The following is an 18383-nucleotide window of genomic DNA, read 5'->3' on the forward strand; positions in this document are numbered from 1 at the left end:
CTCGAGCGAGCCGCTACCATCGCGCGATGACGCCTGTCCGATCGACCACCAGCAAACGCAAACCCGGTGCGATGAAAACCGCCTCGCGCCAGGTTCCCGCAGACCCGCGCTACACCGCCGCAGTGATCCCGACGACGATTCTCGCCGTGCTCGCGCAGATCGCCGATGCGGAGCGCGTCGCGGTCGAGCCGTGGCTGGCCGGGCTTGGCATCACGCGTGCGCAGATCGACGACGCCGCGGTGCGCGTGTCCTATCGCCAGGCCAGCCTCATCATCAAGCGCGCTCTGCGCGCGATCCCGCGCAGCAGCTTCGGCCTCGAGGTCGGCGCGCACCAGTCCAGCGGCACGTTCGGCATTATGGGGCTGGCGATGATGACTGCGCGTACGTTCGGCGAAGCGGTGAACATCGGCATCGAGCACGCCGACATCACTGGCGCATTGATGGACGTGGAGCTCGAGGTACTCAATGTGCGCGAGGTCGCGCTCGTCGCGCGGCCGCGCTTTGCCGACGAGGAGATCCTCGTCTTCCTCTGCGAGGAACTGTTCGCCAGCACCTTCAACCTCGCACGCAGCATCGTCGGCGCCGCCTTCAAGCCCGAGCGGCTCGAACTCACCTACCCGCCGCCGCCGCACGCGGCCGACTACCGCAGGCTGTTCGACTGCGAGGTGCGTTTCGGCGCCAGCCGCAACCGCGTCGTCATCGGCTCGCGCTGGCTCGACATGCGCCTGCCGACGCATCATCCGGTCAGCGCACAACAGGCGCTCGCGATCTGCCGCGAGCAGGCGGCGCAGATCAAACGCCAGAGCGAGATCGTCGCCTCGGTCGAACGCATCCTGCGCCGCCGTCTCGCCGAGCATCCGACGTTGGGCGAAGTGGCCTCGAATCTCAACCTGTCCGAACGCACGCTGCGCCGCCAGCTCGCCGCCGCCGGTCGTGTCTATCGTGACATCCATGACCAGCTGCGTACCGAGCGCGCGCTCGAACTGCTCAGCGCGGGCGCCTTGAGCATCGCCGACATCGGCAGCGAGGTCGGCTATTCCGACGCACGCGAATTCCGACGCGCGTTCAAACGCTGGACCGGAGCCGCGCCGACCGCGATGCGTCCGGGCGCCGGCTGAAAGGCGCAAGCGGCGTGGCAAAATCGGCCATCAAGTAATGGCCGATTTGCCCCCCAGATGTAGCCCGCGCCCCCCTACCCTCAAACGTTCGTTTGAGAGCACATTGACGCATTGAGTCCGAAGAAGGGAGAAACGCCGTGCGCAAACTCGCCATTGTCGCCCTCTGTGCCATTGCCGCCGGTTGTGGGAAAGGCCCGCCGCCCGCGCCGAGCGATGCGGAGGCGGCGTTCGAAAAGAAACTGCAGGAGCAGTTCCTCGACGCCAAGCCGGGCACGGTCATCGAGATTCCGCCGGGCAAGCATTCGCTGCAGCGTGTGCTGACCCTGCGCGCGAACGGGGTCACCGTACGGGGCGCGGGTGCGGACAAGAGCATTCTCTCGTTCCAGAACCAGATCTCCGGCCCCGAAGGCATGTTGGTCTACGCGAACGATTTCACAATCGAACACCTAGCGATCGAGGACTCGAAGGGCGACGGACTCAAGATCAACGACGGCGAGAACATCACGATCCGCGACGTACGCGTCGAGTGGACCGCCGGCCCGTCCAAGGACAACGGCGCCTATGCGATCTATCCGGTCAAGTGCAAGAACGTGCTGATCGAGGATTCGGTCGCGATCGGTTCGCGTGACGCCGGCATCTACGTCGGCCAGTCGCAGGACATCGTCGTGCGCCGCAACCGCGCCGAGAAGAATGTCGCCGGCATCGAGATCGAGAACTCGATCCGCGCCGATGTCTATGAGAACACCGCGACCGGCAACACCGGCGGCATCCTCGTCTTCAACATGCCCGACCTGACCCAGCACGGCGAGCACGCGCGTGTGTACAAGAACAAGGTCGTTGCCAACAACCTCGGCAACTTCGGCGCCAAGGGCACCGCGGTCGCGAGCGTGCCGGCGGGCTCGGGCGTGATCGTCACCTCCAATCCGAAAGTCGAAATCTTCGACAACGACATCGCCGACAACCGCACCGCGAACCTCATCATCGCCAGCTACTACATCACCAACTTTGCCGACAAGAAACCGACCGAGGGCTACGATCCGTATCCGAAGTCGATCTACGTCCACGACAACCGCTTCTCGGGCGGCGGCGATTCACCGGACGGCCTCGACTGGAAGGCGCTCAAGGTGTCGATGTTCGGCATCAACGGCCATTTCCCCGACGTGCTCTGGGACGGTTTCGTCGACGCCAAGGCGCAGGTCAATGGCCAGTACCCGGCCGAGCAGCGCATCTGCGTGAAGAACGGCGAGGTCGAGGTGCTCAACGTCGACGGGCCAAACAAGTTCTCCAATCCGAAAGTGTTCAAGGACGAGTTCCATTGCGAGCTGCCGCCGCTTGCCGCGGTCGAAATGAAGGGCAAGGCTTGATGTCGTCGTTCGCCCGAATTTCTTCCGCAATACTTGCGCTCGCAGCCCTCGCCGGCTGCGCGCGCACACCGCAGCCGGTGCACTCGTTCGCCGAAGGCAAGCCCGACAAGCTCAGCGACTGGCACCTCGTCGAGGCGCGCGACGGCAGGCTTGTGCCCAATACCGACGTCGTGCCCTACGACCTCAACACACCGTTGTTCAGCGATTACGCGCACAAGTTCCGCACGCTGTGGATGCCGAAGGGCACAACGGCGAAGTACGACGCCGAAGGCCCGTTCGATTTCCCGGTCGGCACGGTGCTGACGAAAACCTTCTTCTATCCGAAAACCGGCGGCGATGCGAAAGCCGTCGCACGCACCTACGACACCTCGCGCGATTTCGCCGCCGGCAGCGCAAACGAGGCGCTCGACCTGGCTACGGTGCGCCTCATCGAGACGCGCATCCTCGTGCGTCGCGAAAAAGGCTGGGAAGCGATTCCCTATGTCTGGAACGCTGCGCAGACCGATGCCGAACTCGCGCGCACGGGCGACGCGATCGCGCTCGAACTCGTCGACACGGAAGCTTCAAAAGCCGGGCGCGATGAATCGCGGCCCGCGAATGCCCGCGAAGCGTTTACCTACGTCGTGCCCAACGAGAACCAATGCGCCGGCTGCCACGTCACCAACGTCAAGGCCAAGGCGATCGAGCCGCTCGGTCCGCGCGCGCGCCACATCAATCGCGACTACGCCTATGCCGCCGGCGCGGAAAACCAGCTCGCGCACTGGACCAAGCTCGGCATGCTCGCGGGCGCTCCCGATGCCGCGCAGGCGCCGCGCGACGCCAATTGGCACGATGCGAAGGCGCCCGTCGCCGAGCGCGCGCGCGCCTATCTCGACGTCAACTGCAGCATGTGCCACAGCCCGACCGGCCCGGCCAACACGACCGCCCTCGACCTGCGTAGCGCCAACACCGACCTGCGTCGCCTCGGCCTGTGCAAGCCACCCGTGGCTGCCGGTCGCGGTACTGGCGATCGCCTGTTCGACATCGTGCCGGGCAAACCCGACGATTCGATCCTGCTCTACCGCGTCACGTCGAATGAAGCCGGCGTGATGATGCCCGAGATGGGCCGCAACACCACGCACAAAGAGGGTGTCGAACTGATCCGCGACTGGATCGCCGCGACGTCCGGAAACTGCGACGCCTGAGAAAAATAATTGAAAAGTGCGGCCAAGGATGGCCGCTTTTTGATTCTCGCGATCACCGGACGATCGCACAAATCAACGAGGGAGGCTGCGATGAAATCAATTCAAACGACCCGATTGACCCGACAGGTGCGGTTGGCGCTGTTCGCCGGCGCGACGACACTGATGGCAAGCGGCGCGGCGTTGGCCGCCGAAGTGACCGACGCGAGCGGCGATGCCCAAGCGCAAACGTCCACGACGGATCAGAGCCAGACATCCGCGAAAACCGACAGCGCTGCAATGCAGCTCGGCAACGTCACCGTGACCGCGCAGAGCCGCAGCCAGCAGGTACAGGAAGTGCCGATCGCGATGCAGGTGATCACCGCACAGACGATCGACAAACTCGCAGCGACCGATCTGTCGAAGATGGACATGTACGTGCCCGGCCTCTCGGTCGACGGCGACCAGCCGACGCAGCCGAACTTCAGCCTGCGCGGCATCGGCACGGGCGACTTCGGCATCGGCACCGACGCGCCGGTCGGCGTCTACGAAAACGGCGTCTACCAGGGCAAGACCGGTGGCGCGCTGCTGATGTTCAACGACATCGACCGCGTCGAAGTGCTCAAGGGGCCGCAAGGCACGCTGTTCGGGCGCAACAGCGCGGCAGGCGCGATCTCGGTGACCACGGCGGCGCCGAGCGACCAGTTCGAAGCCAATGCGCGCCTGCGTCTCGGCAACTATGGCATGCGCTACGGCGATGGCGTGCTCAATGCGCCGCTCGGCGAGAACGTTGCTTTCCGCCTGAGCTTCGTCGACAACCAAAGCGACGGCTGGTTGCGTGATGCCGCCACCGGCCAGCATTTCTACAAGAACGATGACTGGGGCACGCGCATGCAGTTCCACTGGAATGCGCCCGGCGACACGGCAGTCAACCTGGCCTGGGAACACGAGCGGCTCAAACAGCCGCCGCGCGCGACGATCGGGGTCTCGCCGGTGCCGCCGTACCCCGAGCTGCCGTCGACCACTCCCGACTATTCGACCTTCATCGACCCGCGCAATGCGCCGCTCTACAACGAAGCGGTCGGCGCACGCGAATCGCGCAGCTACGACTCATTCGTGTTGCGCGTCGAACACCCGCTGCCGTTCGGCGACTTCACCTCGCTGACCTCGTTCCAGCGCTATCACACCTACAACCGCGAGGCGCAGGAGGGCACCGATCGCATCGACCTCTACTTCGACGACGTCAACATCGAGCGGCACAAGACCTGGTCGCAGGAATTCAAGCTTGCCGGCAAGACCGACCTCGCCGACTGGGTCGCCGGCGCAAGCTGGTACCGAGACGACGGCCGCCAGACCAGCCAGATCAACTTCTTCACCGACAGCATCGACACCCTGCTCAACAACCTCGGCATCGCGCCGGGCGGGCTCTACGGCCCGCTCACGCAGGGGCTGCAAGCCGCGGGATTCCAGTACTCGCTGCTCGGCGATCCCTGGCAGGAGAACATGAACAACCGCAACGTCGCCAAGGCCACCGCGGTCTATGGCGACGTGATCTGGCATCTCAACGACCGCCTCAACCTGACGACCGGCGTGCGTTTCACCCGCGACGAGCGCGACTTCAGCTGGTACACGCCACTGCGCGTCGCCAACGAGCTCGACGCGACGCTGGCGAGCCTGCAATCGCTCGGCCTGCTCGACGCGCTCGGCGTGCCGATCCAGACGTTCCAGCAGAACATCTACTTCACCACGCCGCAGACGCTCGAGCATGCGGTCGGTCTCAACCGCAGCTGGAACGACACGAGTCCACGCGTCGTGCTCGACTACAAGCTGACGCCCGACGTGATGCTCTATGCCTCGGCGGCCAAGGGCTACCAGGCCGGCGGGTTCAACGCGCTCGAAGTCGGCACGGTCTACCGCCCGCAAACAGTGCGCAGCTACGAGGCCGGCATCAAGAGCTGGTTCGCCGACTACAAGCTGCTGTTCAACGCTTCGGTATACTATTATAAATATTCAAACTTGCCGAACCTGACCCTGGTGTCGAACGGCGGCGGCAACGGCGACCTGCCGCAATACCAGATCCTACCGAGTGACCAGGAAGCCAAGGGCCTCGAGTTCGAAGCGCGCTGGCAGGCGACCGACAGCCTGCGCCTCAATGCCGCCGCGGCCTACATCGACCAGACCTACAGCAGCTACAAGACGGCGGAAGGCGTCGACCTCTCCGGCCAGCCCACCGGCCTGCCGCAATGGTCGGCCACCGTCGGTGCCGACTATGTCGTGCACAACATCGCCGGCGGCAGCCTCGACTTCACCCTGCAGGGCGCCTACACCGGCAAGACGCGCTGCAATTCGGCTTCCGCACTGCAGGGCTCGTGCCTCTCGACGCTGCCATTCAATCTCGGCGGCAGCCACGCGCGCACCGACTTCCACGTCGGCTGGTCTTCGCCCAACGTGCCGTGGAGCGTCGGCCTGTTCGTCAACAACGTGTTCGACACGCAATATGTCACCGGCTTGAACAACATCGTGACCAACGTGCTCGGCGTGACCAGCGCCGGCATCACCGCGCCGCGCATGTGGGGGGTGGAGGCGAACTACCGGTTCTGATGCCGACCTACTAGGCGTCGATAGCGACGCCAGTTGCAGCGCTGCTGCGCTCGAGCCACCACAAGGCCGTCAGCGCGGCGAGCAGGGCCAGGAAGAACGGCCAGCGCGCGAGCGGCTGGCTGCGCGTCGCGGTCACAGACGTCGACAGCGGCACGCCGAGCAGCGCGCGCGTCGCGCGCTGGCTCTCGCCCGCAGCGAGACCGGTCGCTTCGTCGTGTGCGCGCACATAAAACGGCCAGCGTCGATTGCCGTCGAGCAGCGCATGCCAGCCCGCCAGCTCGGGCCAATGCGCGGCGCAGCCTCGTTCGTCGATGCCCAACGGCGAGCGCGTATTCCTTTCATCGACAACCGCGGCATCGGCGCCGATGCCGCAGAACACCACGCGCTCGTCGACACGCGCCGAACCTGAGCGCGAGGGATCCTCCTCGCCGCGCGCGCGCGCTACCGTTGCCAGCGTGCCGCCCCACAATGTCCCGTAGGCGGGAACCGAACCGGCGAGCGCAAGACGATAGCTGTCGGCGAGCAACCAAAGCGCAACGCGACCTCGATCGAGATTACGCGACCAGGCCAGCGCCGAACCGTCGTCGGCGCGCAGCAGCGGCGCGGCGTCGCCGGCTTCGACAGCGAACTCATGCCGCGCGAAAGCGAGGCCAGAGTCGCCGAGGCCCAGCGTCTTGTCGAGCGCGACCGATGTCGGCGCATCGGCCGCGCGTACGCGAAAGCCGAGATCCGCCCAGTCCGACGCGACCGCTGCCGGCAGCGGCCCGGTCACGCGCAACAGCAAGCCGAGGCCATCGTGCACGGCGGCAATCAGCACCTGTTTGCGCGGGGCCGCAAGCGCAGCCCACGTACGCTCGTCGACGATCGCGATATCGGCCTCACGCCACGCTGCCTCATCGGTTGCCGGCGTGCCCTCGCTCAACGCGACGCCGTCGCTCAGCGCAATCTGGCTGGTCAGCTCAAGGCCCGCATCGGCAGCCCAGCGACGCAGGTATTTCAGCTCCGCATCGGGTGCACCGGCCAGCAATACGATCTTCAACGGCGAACCGTTGCGCACCGCCAGCGGCACCGTCACGCTGTCGACCACTGCGCCGTCGCGGTCGAACGCCTTGAGCGTGAACAGCGCGGTGCCCTCGCCCTTCGCATTCGCATGCAGGGCAAACCGGCCCTGCGTATCGAGCGCCTGCGCGGCGACGACCGCACCGGATGGATCGTGCAACTCGACGCGACCGTCGGTGACCGCCTCAACGCGACCGTCGACGCGCCAGATGTTGCCGGCGCGCACCGAGGCGGGCGCGTCGAGCTCGACCAGACCACGCGGCAGCGGCGCGGCAGCGAACGTCGCGACGTGACCGCGCGCCACGTCGCGATCGCGCATCGGCAGACCGCTGCCGACAACGCGCAGGCGGCGCGCACCGGCGTGCACGCGCAGTGCAGTGCCGAGATCGGGTACGCGTTCGATCACCTTGTCCGCATCGACACCGGGCAACGCAACGATGGTCGCGGCCGCCGGCAGCGTGGCGAGCTGTGCGCGCGCCGCGCCAGGCGTGACGACGACGAGTTCATCGGCGCTGAAATCTTCATTGGTCGCAGGCGGAAACAGGCAGCAGTACGACAGCAGCGCCGCAGCGATCTGCAGGCCGATGCGCGCCAGGCGATAACGAGTTGCCTGCAGTGTGCGCAGTACACCGAGCACCACGGCGCCGGCGAGCAGCAGCGCGACGACCAGTGCGGCATTCATCGCCTCGTCCCCGCCTCGACGGTTCGCAATGCGTCGAGATAGATGCGACCCGCCGCATTCGGCGTCGCTCGCGTTGCCGCCGCCGCAGCTGGCGTCTGCAGCATCGGCCAGAGCAGATCGCGTAGCGAGGCACGACACTGCGCACAAGCCGGATCACGGCGCGCGCGGTCGATCGCGGCAAAGACGGCGAGCGCATCCGGCGTGGCCGCGGCATGCGCACGCAGCCACGCTTCGGCTGCGTCCCAATCCGGCGCGTTGTTCGTGGCCAGCGCCGCCCACAGCTGCGATATCGCTGTCGCATCGGCATCCACCGTAACCAGAGTGCCCCTGCGATCGTCGACGCCCTTGCGTTCGCCGCTGAGGCGCCGCGCCTCGTCCGGCACCGGCAATTCGAGACCGACGCGCGCGAGGTAAATGCGCGTCGACTGCTGCACGCGCTTGATGAAATCGAGGGCGCGCCGTTCGTACGGCAGCGCCTGCGCCGGATCGCCCTGGCGCAGATGCAGTTCGGCCTGCCACATTTCGGCCAGAGCGGATTTCAGCGTCGCCTTGGTCTTGGGGTCGAGCAGGGTCGCCGCCTCGGCGATGTCGTGCACGTGGCCGTATTCGGCGACGAGATCGCCTTCGCTGCCGAATCCCGCCTGCCCTGCAGCCCGCGCCGGTGCGTCGTGATCGTCATGCGCAGCGCCTGCTTCTTTCTGCGCATGCGTTTCCGATTCTTCGCCAAGGAACTGCCCGTAGCGCAAGCGCAGGATTTTCTGGTCGGCGCCGATCGCGTCCGAACGGGCGAGGAACTTGTCGCCATCGAGTTTAGGCTTCTCGGCCAGCAGCGCCTCGCTGTCGATGATGATCTGGCGCTGGCTACGGAAGTAGGCGGGCAGCGTCTTCTGCACGAGGCCGTCGAGGCCGCTGGAATCGTTCGACGCTTCGGCCGGCCAGCGCAGAATAAAGCTCGCGCTGCGCGTCGTGTTCGCCACCGGCTCGCGGTTGTCGCTGACGGCGAGGCGCACGATCACGTCGTCGCCCTGGGCGATGCCGAGCGCAGCGAGGTCGAGCGTATGGCGAAAGCGCTGCTGCTTCGCACCGGCCGGCTCGCCTTGCAGCGCCAGCATCTGCTCCTTGAACTTGACGTTCTCGCCATTGCCTTGCGCGAGCGTGATCTGCAATTCGGCGTTCGCGATGCCGTAGTCGTCATTGGCCTCGAAGGCAAGGCTCCAGGTTTTCTGTTGTGCGTCGAGCAAACTCAGCGTTTTCGCGGGTTCGAGCACGCGTATCTCGGGCGCGTGATCGGCGATCGCGTCGAGCCGATGCAGGCGATCGTCCGCCAGCGGTGGCGCACCTTCGACGGCAATGCGATACAGCGTCGATGCGACAAGCGCGCGTTCACCGACCCAATCCTCGCCGTCACGGCTCAAGGCAACGCGGCTGCCGTCGTGGAACAGCAGTGCCGCAGCGGCGGGCTGCGGATCGAAGCGCAGACTCCAGCGCAGATGCGAGCCTTCCGGCGCCTTCGCATCGAGCGCCGCCTCCGTGTGCGGCGCCATCTGCGTGTAAGCGGGCGCGGCGACGCCGACCTGTGTGCGCGTCAGCGCTGTCGAGGCCGACATGTTTTTTGCATTTGCTTGCGCAGCCTCGTCGATGCCGCGCGTACCCTGGCGCCAAAGCGCGGCGACGACCAGCATCGCCGCGGCAATAGCGAACGCGACGAAGAAGTGCAACCGTGGCCAAGCCGGGCGCAAATCGGCATCGATGCCGGCAAGCCGCGCCTGCACGCGCGTCCGCTGCAGGTTCTGCAACGACGACAACGCGGCCGTGTCTTGGAACAACAGCGCGGCACTGTCGTCCATCTGCAGCGCCGTCGCATCGAGCCGACGCGCAAGCCAGACCGCGTCGATGCCGCGCCACGCGCGCCACGCGACGACGCCGGTGCCAACCAGCGCCAGCGACACGGCAACGATCGCCGCGTGCGGACCGCCGATGCGCGCAGCCAGCACACCCGTCGCAATGACCATCGGTGCCGCCGCGATCGAGACGATGGCTAGGCCACGCCGTGCCGATGCGACACGCAGCCGGTGCAGCTGCGGGTCGAGGCTCATATCTGCGCCTCCACGCTTCGTCGCGTCGCGACGAAGCGCTCGCACAGGAACAGCGCAGCGATCAGCAGCGCGAGCCACGCATCGAGCGAATGCGCCGATGCCGACGAGCGCATGGACGTTGCGCTCACTTCGGCCTCGATGCGCGGATGCATCGCGCTGGCCGGCGCATTCGTCGGCGCAGGCGATCCGCCGCCGAATGCGACACGCAGGCGATCCGGAAATTCCGCATCGAGCAGCAACGGCAGCTCCGCCGGCGTCAGCGCGCCCGGCAACGCGATCGTGCGGCCGTTGCCGCTGACCGCGACTTTCGCCAGCACGCGCCCGGCCGCATCGCGCCAAAGCGGTTCGCCATTCGCATCTGCGGCATTGCTCACAAGCGCGACGCCGCCATGATCGAGCCAGCGCGTCAACGCCGGCGCCGACGGGGCGAGCCAGGCCAGCCAGTTGGTCGCCGCGGCGATCGGCGCATCGACAGGCTGCACGTCGAGCTCGTAACGCCCCGGTTCACCCTGGTTCCAGGCAGCGACCGCGGCACGCAGATAGCGCAGCGACGCTTCGGCGTCGCTTGCATAGCGCACCGCGATGCGAATGCGATCGACCGACGCCAGCGCCGCCTCGGCCGTGCGCCCCGGCGCGATGCGCCAGTCGACGGCACGCGACAGCCGCGGGCGTTCGCCGTCGAGGCCACCGAGTTGCTCCGGCGCAACCACGGTTAGTTGCACACTTGCCGGCAATTGCGCATCGAGTTCGCGCAGCAGGCTCGCAACCGGAATGTCCGCCGCCGCGACGGCCTCATCCAGATGCGGAAATCGCGGAGCGAGCCAATGCCATTCCGCGTCGACCGCACCGGCGGCTGCACGCGCGTCGGCCAGCGCGATGCCGGGCGTGACGACGATCCACGGTCGCACCAAAGGCGCATCGCCTTGCCAAACCGGACGCGCCAGCAACAGTGCGAGAACGGCGAGCAAGGCGAGGCGCAACAGCAGCAGCCATGGCCGCTCGAAGCGCAGCCGACGCTGCGGCCGCATGCGCTCGCCGATCCAGCGCAGCGCGGCAAAATCGGTCGTCGTCAGTTCGAGCCGACGCACGAGATGGATCAACAGCGGCAGGGCGAGCGCAGCCAGCGCAGCGAGGCCGAACGGAGCGAGCAAAGCGATACTCATGCAACGCTGCTCGCATCGCGGACATGTGTCGGGCCCGACGCGAACAGCGCGCGCAGCGGTTCGTCGAGCGGACGGTCGAGCACGTATTCAACGTAATCGACTCCGGCCGCGCCAAAGCGTCGCGCCAGTTCGGCACGCGCCGCGCCGAAGCGTTCCAGATAGTCGCGGCGTACTGCGGCCGCCTCGACGCGGCGTTCGGCGCCGGTTTCAGGATCGCGGAAACGATGTCCACCGGCGAACGGAAAGTCACGCTCTTCCGCGCTGAGCAATTGCACGGCCAGCACTTCGCGACGCGCGGCGGCGAGGCGCAGCGCGAGCTCGACAGCCGCGTCGTCGAAGAAATCTGAGAGCATGAGGACCACCGCCGGTGGCCGGACGCGCTCCCACAACGGCGCCAACGTCGCCGCATCGGGCCAATCGCCGGCGGCTTCGAGGCGCGCGAGTTCGAGCGTGCAGCGGTCGCGCTGGCGCGGGCCCAAGCCGGCGTGAACGAACGCGGGCGCGGCGCCGGCGAGCGCGAGCAGGCCGAAACGATCGCCCTGGCGCAAAGCGAGCTCGAACAGGCACGCGGCCAGCGTCTTCGCCGCGTCGAGCTTGCGCCAATCCGGCCGCGCGGCGTCGGCCTGGCGCATCGATGCGCTCGCGTCGACGATCGCCCACGCGGTCAGCGGGCTGTCGCGCTCGGCTTCGCGCACGAAGTAGCGGTCGGAGCGCGCATAGAGTTTCCAATCGATGCGGCGCAGCTCGTCGCCGGGCTCGTAGGCGCGGTACTGGGCGAATTCGAGGCCGGCGCCGCGACTGCGGCTGGCGTGCTGCCCAAGCCCGTCGCCGCCGGCGCCGCGACGCGCGAGCAGGCGCAACTCGCGCAGGCGCGCGCGCAATTCGGGAGAAATCAGTTGCGCCATCGGCGTCGGCCTAGGCCGCGAACGACACCGACTTCAGCAGCGCAGCGACGACATCGTCACTGCTGCGCTGCTCGGCCTCGGCCGCGAACGAGAGCAACAGGCGATGGCGCAGCACCGGCGCGGCGAGTGCGGCAACGTCTTCACGCGTGGCGGCGAGGCGGCCGTGGATCAGCGCACGCGCCTTCGCCGCCAGCACCAGCGACTGGCCCGCGCGCGGACCCGCGCCCCAGCGCACCCAGTCGCGCACGGCCTGCACCGCAGTTCCCTGTGGACGCGAGGCGCGCACGAGGCGCGTGATCCAGCTCAGCACGTCGTCACCGATGTGCACCTCGCGCGTGAGCTTCTGCAGCGCGATCACTTCCTCGCCACCCATGACCGCAGTGATGTCGGCAGCGGCGCCGCCCGTGGTCTGCGCGAGGATCGCGCGTTCCTCGACCTCGTCCGGGTAGTCGACACGGATATGCAGCAGGAAGCGGTCGAGCTGGGCCTCGGGCAGCGGATAGGTGCCGGCCTGTTCGAGCGGATTCTGTGTGGCGAGAACGAAGAACGGCTTCGGCAGCACGTGCGTGGTGCCGGCGTAGCTGATCGTGCGCTCCTGCATCGCCTCGAGCAGCGCGGACTGCGTTTTCGGCGGGGTGCGGTTGAGTTCGTCGGCAAGCAGCAGGTTGGTGAACACCGGGCCCTGCTGGAACTTGAAGTAGCGCTTGCCGGTGCCGTGGTCTTCCTCGAGGATTTCGGTGCCGACGATGTCGCTCGGCATCAAATCGGGCGTGAACTGGATGCGGCGGAAATCGAGTGCGAGCGCCTGGCCGAGCGAGCGCACGAGTAGGGTCTTGCCGAGGCCCGGTACGCCCTCGAGCAGGCAGTGGCCTCCCGCAAGCAGGCCGATCAGAAGCTGCTCGACGACGTCGCGCTGGCCGACGATGACCTGCGCGATTGCCTCGCGTAACGCGGTGAGTTTGGCGAGTTGATTCTGGATGGATTGCTCGGTGATCGCGTCGTTCATGAGGTTTCTTTTATTAAGCTAGGCGGTCAGCGCGTAGATCACCACGTTAACCGCGAATTTCGTATTGTCTTCGGCGAGGAAACGCTTGTTGCGCCAGTCGTAGTCCCACTCGCAACCATAGTCCTTGTTGCTGTAGAGCACGCCGAGGCGGCCGCCGACTTCGATGCCCTTCAGATAGTCGTGGACGATGTCGTCACCCCAGCCGTTGAGTTCGAATGCGGTGTTCGGCGGCCCGTCGAACTTGAAGAACGCATCGAAAACGGGATGCTTCTTCGGCAGTTTCGCCAGTGCGCCCTCGCCGAAGATCGAAGCCATCTCGCGCTCGAACGACTTGGCGAACAGGCCGTCGATGTCGTGGTTGCAGTCGTCGACGAGAACGAAGCCACCGTTGCGCACATAACGTTCGAAGTTACGCCTCTCGTCCGCATTGAACTCGACCAGCTTGTGCCCGGCCAGGTAGCAGAACGGTTGCGTCAGCATGCGCGAATCGGCCAGCGGCAGCACGCGCTCCTTGGTGTCCACGCGCAAGGTCGTGTATTGGATCAGCGCGTCGATCAGGTTCGACGGCATGCGCGCATCGACGTCCCAATCGCCCGATTCGTACATCAGGCGCGTGAACCAGAAGTCGTAGGCAGGCCGAGAGCCGAGCGTCGGCTGCCGCTCGGCGACACCCGACTGCGCGCGCGCCTGCGACCCGAGCAAGGCTCCGGCGCCGCCAACAAGCATCAGGTGAAGGAATTCGGCTCGGGTCATGTGTGGCGAAGGTGAAAGCGAGCACTCGGCAAACCGATTTGTTTTTCGACCTTCAACCCTGCTCCTCGCTTAGATCGCATCCGACAGTGAGGTGAAGGTGAAGTCGCGCAGCTTGATCGCAGGCAGCATCATCGGAAATGCCAGATCGAAGAAGAATACCGTGCGTTCGGGCCGGCCGATGTCCTCGACGTTGTTGAGCGCGATGACCACGGACTCGTTGAAACGAAAATTCCTGACCGGGTATTTGATTTCGCCGTTCTCGACGTAGAAAGTGCCGTCGCGGGTGAGCCCGGTCAACTGCATGGTCTGCGGATCAACCATGTTCACGTAATGGGTGCGCGTGATCAGAAGGCCTTTCGCCGTCGACTTGACCAGATCGGCCGTGGATTTTTCGCCGCCAGCCATAATGACGTTGCCGGTTCCTCCGCTCGCCGCTTTGCCCTTCGCCGCGGCCCAATAGCGCGAATAGTGGAGAGCGTCGATGCGGCCGCGCGTCACCAGTGGCATGCGCCGGCGCGGCGTGTCTTCCTCGTTCCACGGCAGCACGGGCGCCTGCGCATCCCACGGATCGGTGTAGATGGTCACGCGTTCGTCGAACAATTTCTCGCCGAGCCGAGTGCCACCGCCCTTTTTGCTCAGGAAGCTGCGTCCTTCGTCGGCTTCGCGCGCGTCGAAGCCACCGCTCATCAGCCAGTACATCATCGGCATCAGCGCCTGCGGTTCGAGGATCACCGTGTACTTGCCCGGTTCGAGCGCCTTCGCCGCGACCGATTCCTTGGCCTTGCGCGCGGCGATCGCCACAGCTTCCTTCGCGTCGAAGGTCGAGACGTCGGCGGTGTTGCGCGCGACATAGCCCGAACCGCGGCCGTCTGCGGTGCGCACGGTGCAGGTGAAATCGATCGTCGTGTTTTCCTGGTAACCGAAGTTGCCTTTGCTGTTCGCGATCGCCGAGAACGAGTGGGTATCGGTAAAGAAACCCGCCGCGACCAGCCCTTGTTTGCGGCAGGGCTCGATGCAATCGGCGGCAACCTGGGCGCGGTATTCCGGCGTGACCGTCGCGCTCTTGGCGACAAAGGTCTTGCTTGGCGCGTAGGTCTGCCTCTCGATCGCCGGGACGAACTCCGGATTTTCCGGCGCGAGGTGCGCGAGCTCCTCGGCGCGGCGCACCGCCGCCGCGAGCGAGGCCTCGTCGAACCGGTTGGTCGTGACCGTGCCGACGCGCTTGCCGAAGGCGACCTCGACCGCGAGCTCGGCGTCGCGCACCGAACCGCTGGTCGAGGCGGTGTTGGCCGCGTAGCGGAGATTGCCGGTCTCCGCCCCGCTCAGCCTGGCCACGCACTGATCGGCCTTGGACAGGCCGATCGCCTTGTCGAGAATCTCCTTCGCTCCGCTTTCGCCGAACATGCCCATGCGCCGGAACGCCTCGCTTTGCCAGGCCAGCGGCCCGCCCTTGGTCAAACCGCGTCCGACAACGACGTGAACGTGAAATCGCGGATCTTCATCGGCGGAATCATCATCACGAACGGCGATTCGTTGTCGCCGACACGCACCGGCTTGCCGATCTCCTCGATATTGTTGAGCATGATCGCCGGCGATTCGTTGAAACGGAAGTTTTTGATCGGATACTTGATCTCGCCGTTCTCGATGTAGAACGTGCCGTCGCGCGTGAGGCCGGTCAGCAACACGGTCTGCGGATCGACCATGCGGATGTACCAGGTGCGCGTGACGAGCACGCCCTTCTTGGTCGACTTGACCAGGTCCATCGTCGACTTGTCGCCGCCGACCATGATCAGGTTGCCGGGCTGGCCGACCGCCTTCTTGCCCTGCTTCTGCGCCCAATAACGCGAATACTGCAGGTAGTCGACCTTGCCCTTGGTGATGATCGGCGTCTTCTCGCGAACGAGGCCATCGTTGTCCCACGGCAGCACGGCGGAGTTCGCATCCCACGGATCGGCGTAGATCGTCACGCGCTCGTCGAACAGCTTCTCGCCAAGCTTGTTGCCGCCGCCTTTCTTCGACAAAAAGCTGCGGCCCTCGTCGGCCTGACGCGCGTCGAAGCCGAACATCATGAAACTGATCAGGCCCGCGGTCGCGGCCGGCTCCATGATCACGGTGTACTTGCCCGGCTCGAGCGCCTTTGCGTCGACCGAACCCTTGGCCTTCTGCATCGCCGTCTTGATCTCGGCCTTCGCATCGAATCTGGCCACGTCCTCGAGGTTGCGCGCGACCCAGCCCGAGCCGTGGCCGTCCGCCGTGCGCACGGTGCAGGTGAAGTCCATGCCGCTCGATTTCTGGTAGCCGAAGTTGCCCTTGCTGTTGGCGATCGCGGCAAAATCCTCCTCGTCGCTGAAGAAGCCCGCGGCGACGAGATTGTCCTTGCGGCACGGCTCGATGCAGTCCGCCGCGACCTGGGCGCGGTATTCGGGCGTGATCGCGGCGGTCTTCTGGGCAAACGTCGCCGTTGGTTTGTAGGCCTGTTTGTCGATCGCCGGCATGAACTCCGGATTCTCCGGCGCGAGCTTGGCCAGTTCCTCGGCGCGGCGCACGACTGCTTCGATCGACTTGTCGTCGAACGCGTTGATCGTCGCCGTGCCGGTGCGCTTGCCGAACGCGACCTGGACGACGAGGTCGGCATCGCTGACGTAACCGCTGGTCGAAACATTGTTGAGCGCGTAGCGCACATTGCCGCCGTTCGAGCCGGTCAGCTGCGCCGTGCATTCATCGGCCTTGGAGAATTTGATCGCCTTGTCGAGGATCGCCTTGGCCTGTTCTTCGCTGTAAATGGTCATGGGTTGCTCCTGTTCTCAGCCGAGGCTGCGCGCGGTGTTGATGACGTTGACGCCGTTGAAACGCGCCGTGCTCGAGCCGTGCGAGACGGCCGAGACCTGGCCAGGCTGGCCCTTGCCGTCGAAGAACGAGCCGCCGAGGCGGTAATCACTCTCGTCGCAGACGGCGACGCAGGAGTTCCAGAACTCCGGTGTGCGGATCTGATAGGCGACATCCTCGAGTGGCTGGGTCACCTTGCCGTTCTTGATCTCGTAGAACAGCTGGCCGCCGAACTGCGCGTTGTAGCGCTGCTGGTCGATAGAGAACGAACCCTCACCGACGATGTAGATGCCGTTCTCGATGCCCTTGATCATTTCCGCGGGCGCGAGCTTGTCCTTGCCCGGCTGCAGCGAGACGTTGGCCATGCGCTGGAACTGCACGCTCGACCACGAATCGGCGTAGCAGCAGCCCTGCGATTCCTTGAGACCGAGAATATGTGCCTGGTCGCGGATGACCTGGTAGTTGACGAGCACGCCGTCCCTGATCAGATCCCATTTCTGCGTCTTCACGCCCTCGTCGTCGTAGGCGACCGCGCCGAGCGAGCCGGGCTGAGTCTTGTCGGCGACGATTGTGACCTTGTCGCTGCCGTACTTGAACTTGTCCTTGAGCTTGTCGATCGTGGCGAAACTGGTACCGGCATAGTTCGCCTCGTAGCCGAGCACGCGATCGAGTTCGGTCGGGTGGCCGACCGATTCGTGGATCGTCAGCCAAGTGTGCGACGGATCGAGCATGAGATCGTATTTGCCCGGTTTGACCGAAGTCGCGGTGAGTTTTTCCTTGGCCTGCTTCGCCGCGGCGATCGCGTCGGCCTTCATGTCGTAGGAGTTGCGGTAGACCACGGCGCCGCCGGGCAGTTCGACTCGATCGGCGGCCTTGGCGTCGAGATATTCGAAGCCCATACCTCGCGGGGCGGACAAACCCTGCCGTGAGCGAAACTTCCCAGTCGTCTTGTCTACCGCGGTCACGTTCATCGGCGCCCAGATGCGGTGCACGTCCTGGTCGATGTAGGAGCCGTCGGTCGAAGCGAAGTACTTCTGCTCGTTGACCAGGAACAGGGTCGAGTTGATGTAGCTCGCGCCAGCCTTGATCGCCTCGGCGTTGACGCCGAGCAGCAGGTCGACCTTGTCCTTGATCGGCACTTCCATCGAATTCCTGACGATCGGCGTCTTCCACGACACCTCGCCGACGCCTTTGGTCGGAGCGAGCTGCACCGGCTCGCTGCGCAGGCGCGCGTTCGCCTTCGCGATCGCAACAGCCTGCGCGGTGGCCTTGGCCACGGCGTCATTGGACAGATCGCTGGTCGCGGCGAAGCCCCACGAGCCCTTGGCGATGACGCGGATGCCGATGCCGGTGGACTCGGTATTGACCACGTTCTGCACCTTGTCCTCGCGCGTGACGACGAACTGGCGCAGGTAGCGGCCGATGCGCACGTCGCAGTACGTCGCGCCGCTGGACTTGGCCGCATTGAGTGCGACGTCGGCGAGCTTCTTCTTCGTTGCCACGTCGATCGTGCTGAGCAATTCCTCGGCCGCGATCGCGCGTCCGTAGAACGCGGGCAATGCCAGGCCGCCGAGACCGGCGCCGGTGATCTTCAGGAAATCTCGTCTGTCCATGGTTCCTCCCAGGTGAATGCGCGGCGCGAGGCCGAAA

13 protein-coding genes are annotated in these 18383 nt (G+C 65.8%); 4 read left to right on the forward strand and 9 right to left on the reverse strand.

Annotation, left to right across the window (positions count from 1 at the left end):
• Positions 1–26 precede the first annotated feature (26 nt).
• The 4 genes from F455_RS0112070 (at position 27) to F455_RS0112085 (ending at position 6243) form a co-directional block, all read left to right on the forward strand.
• On the forward strand, positions 27–1118 hold the full coding sequence (locus F455_RS0112070) for an AraC family transcriptional regulator (RefSeq protein ID WP_018973551.1): 1092 nt from the start codon (positions 27–29) through the stop codon (positions 1116–1118).
• Positions 1119–1255: 137 nt separating this feature from the next.
• Positions 1256–2482, forward strand: a complete 1227-nt coding sequence (locus tag F455_RS0112075) for a parallel beta-helix domain-containing protein (RefSeq protein WP_018973552.1) — start codon at positions 1256–1258, stop codon at positions 2480–2482.
• Positions 2482–3666, forward strand: a complete 1185-nt coding sequence (locus F455_RS0112080; protein WP_018973553.1) for an SO2930 family diheme c-type cytochrome — start codon at positions 2482–2484, stop codon at positions 3664–3666. Before F455_RS0112075 ends, F455_RS0112080 begins: the two co-directional genes overlap by 1 nt.
• Before the next feature lie 90 nt (positions 3667–3756).
• Positions 3757–6243 carry a TonB-dependent receptor gene (locus F455_RS0112085; protein ID WP_033409810.1) on the forward strand — a complete coding sequence of 829 codons (2487 nt, stop codon included), beginning with the start codon at positions 3757–3759 and terminating at the stop codon, positions 6241–6243.
• Positions 6244–6253: 10 nt separating this feature from the next.
• On the opposite strand, the gene F455_RS20710 is transcribed toward F455_RS0112085, so the two are convergent.
• The 9 genes from F455_RS20710 to F455_RS0112130 all read right to left on the reverse strand — a co-directional run bounded on the left by F455_RS20710 (position 6254) and on the right by F455_RS0112130 (position 18346).
• Positions 6254–7984 carry a hypothetical protein gene (locus tag F455_RS20710; protein WP_018973555.1) on the reverse strand — a complete coding sequence of 577 codons (1731 nt, stop codon included), beginning with the start codon at positions 7982–7984 and terminating at the stop codon, positions 6254–6256.
• Positions 7981–10080: a DUF4175 family protein gene (locus F455_RS0112095; protein ID WP_018973556.1), complete on the reverse strand. Its 2100-nt coding sequence runs from the start codon at positions 10078–10080 to the stop codon at positions 7981–7983. The genes F455_RS20710 and F455_RS0112095 overlap by 4 nt, the downstream gene beginning before the upstream one ends.
• Entirely contained in the window at positions 10077–11243 is a 1167-nt protein-coding gene (locus tag F455_RS0112100) for a BatA domain-containing protein (protein WP_018973557.1), read from the reverse strand. Before F455_RS0112100 ends, F455_RS0112095 begins: the two co-directional genes overlap by 4 nt.
• Positions 11240–12148 carry a DUF58 domain-containing protein gene (locus F455_RS0112105; protein ID WP_018973558.1) on the reverse strand — a complete coding sequence of 303 codons (909 nt, stop codon included), beginning with the start codon at positions 12146–12148 and terminating at the stop codon, positions 11240–11242. Before F455_RS0112105 ends, F455_RS0112100 begins: the two co-directional genes overlap by 4 nt.
• Positions 12149–12158: 10 nt before the next feature.
• A complete protein-coding gene (locus F455_RS0112110; RefSeq protein ID WP_018973559.1) occupies positions 12159–13154 on the reverse strand; it encodes an AAA family ATPase in 996 nt (331 codons plus the stop codon).
• 18 nt (positions 13155–13172) lie between these two features.
• Positions 13173–13907 (reverse strand): DUF4159 domain-containing protein, encoded by a 735-nt coding sequence (locus F455_RS0112115; protein WP_026293330.1) that lies wholly within the window; start codon positions 13905–13907, stop codon positions 13173–13175.
• Between the two features lie 69 nt (positions 13908–13976).
• Positions 13977–15317 carry a TldD/PmbA family protein gene (locus F455_RS0112120; protein ID WP_026293331.1) on the reverse strand — a complete coding sequence of 447 codons (1341 nt, stop codon included), beginning with the start codon at positions 15315–15317 and terminating at the stop codon, positions 13977–13979.
• A gap of 44 nt (positions 15318–15361) precedes the next feature.
• The gene (locus F455_RS0112125; protein WP_018973562.1) at positions 15362–16696 is read right to left on the reverse strand and encodes a TldD/PmbA family protein; all 1335 of its coding nucleotides are present in this window, start codon (positions 16694–16696) and stop codon (positions 15362–15364) included.
• 15 nt (positions 16697–16711) lie between these two features.
• Positions 16712–18346 (reverse strand): TldD/PmbA family protein, encoded by a 1635-nt coding sequence (locus F455_RS0112130; RefSeq protein WP_018973563.1) that lies wholly within the window; start codon positions 18344–18346, stop codon positions 16712–16714.
• Between the last annotated feature and the right edge of the window lie 37 nt (positions 18347–18383).

The organism is Rudaea cellulosilytica DSM 22992, assembly GCF_000378125.1.
GTDB lineage: Bacteria > Pseudomonadota > Gammaproteobacteria > Xanthomonadales > Rhodanobacteraceae > Rudaea > Rudaea cellulosilytica.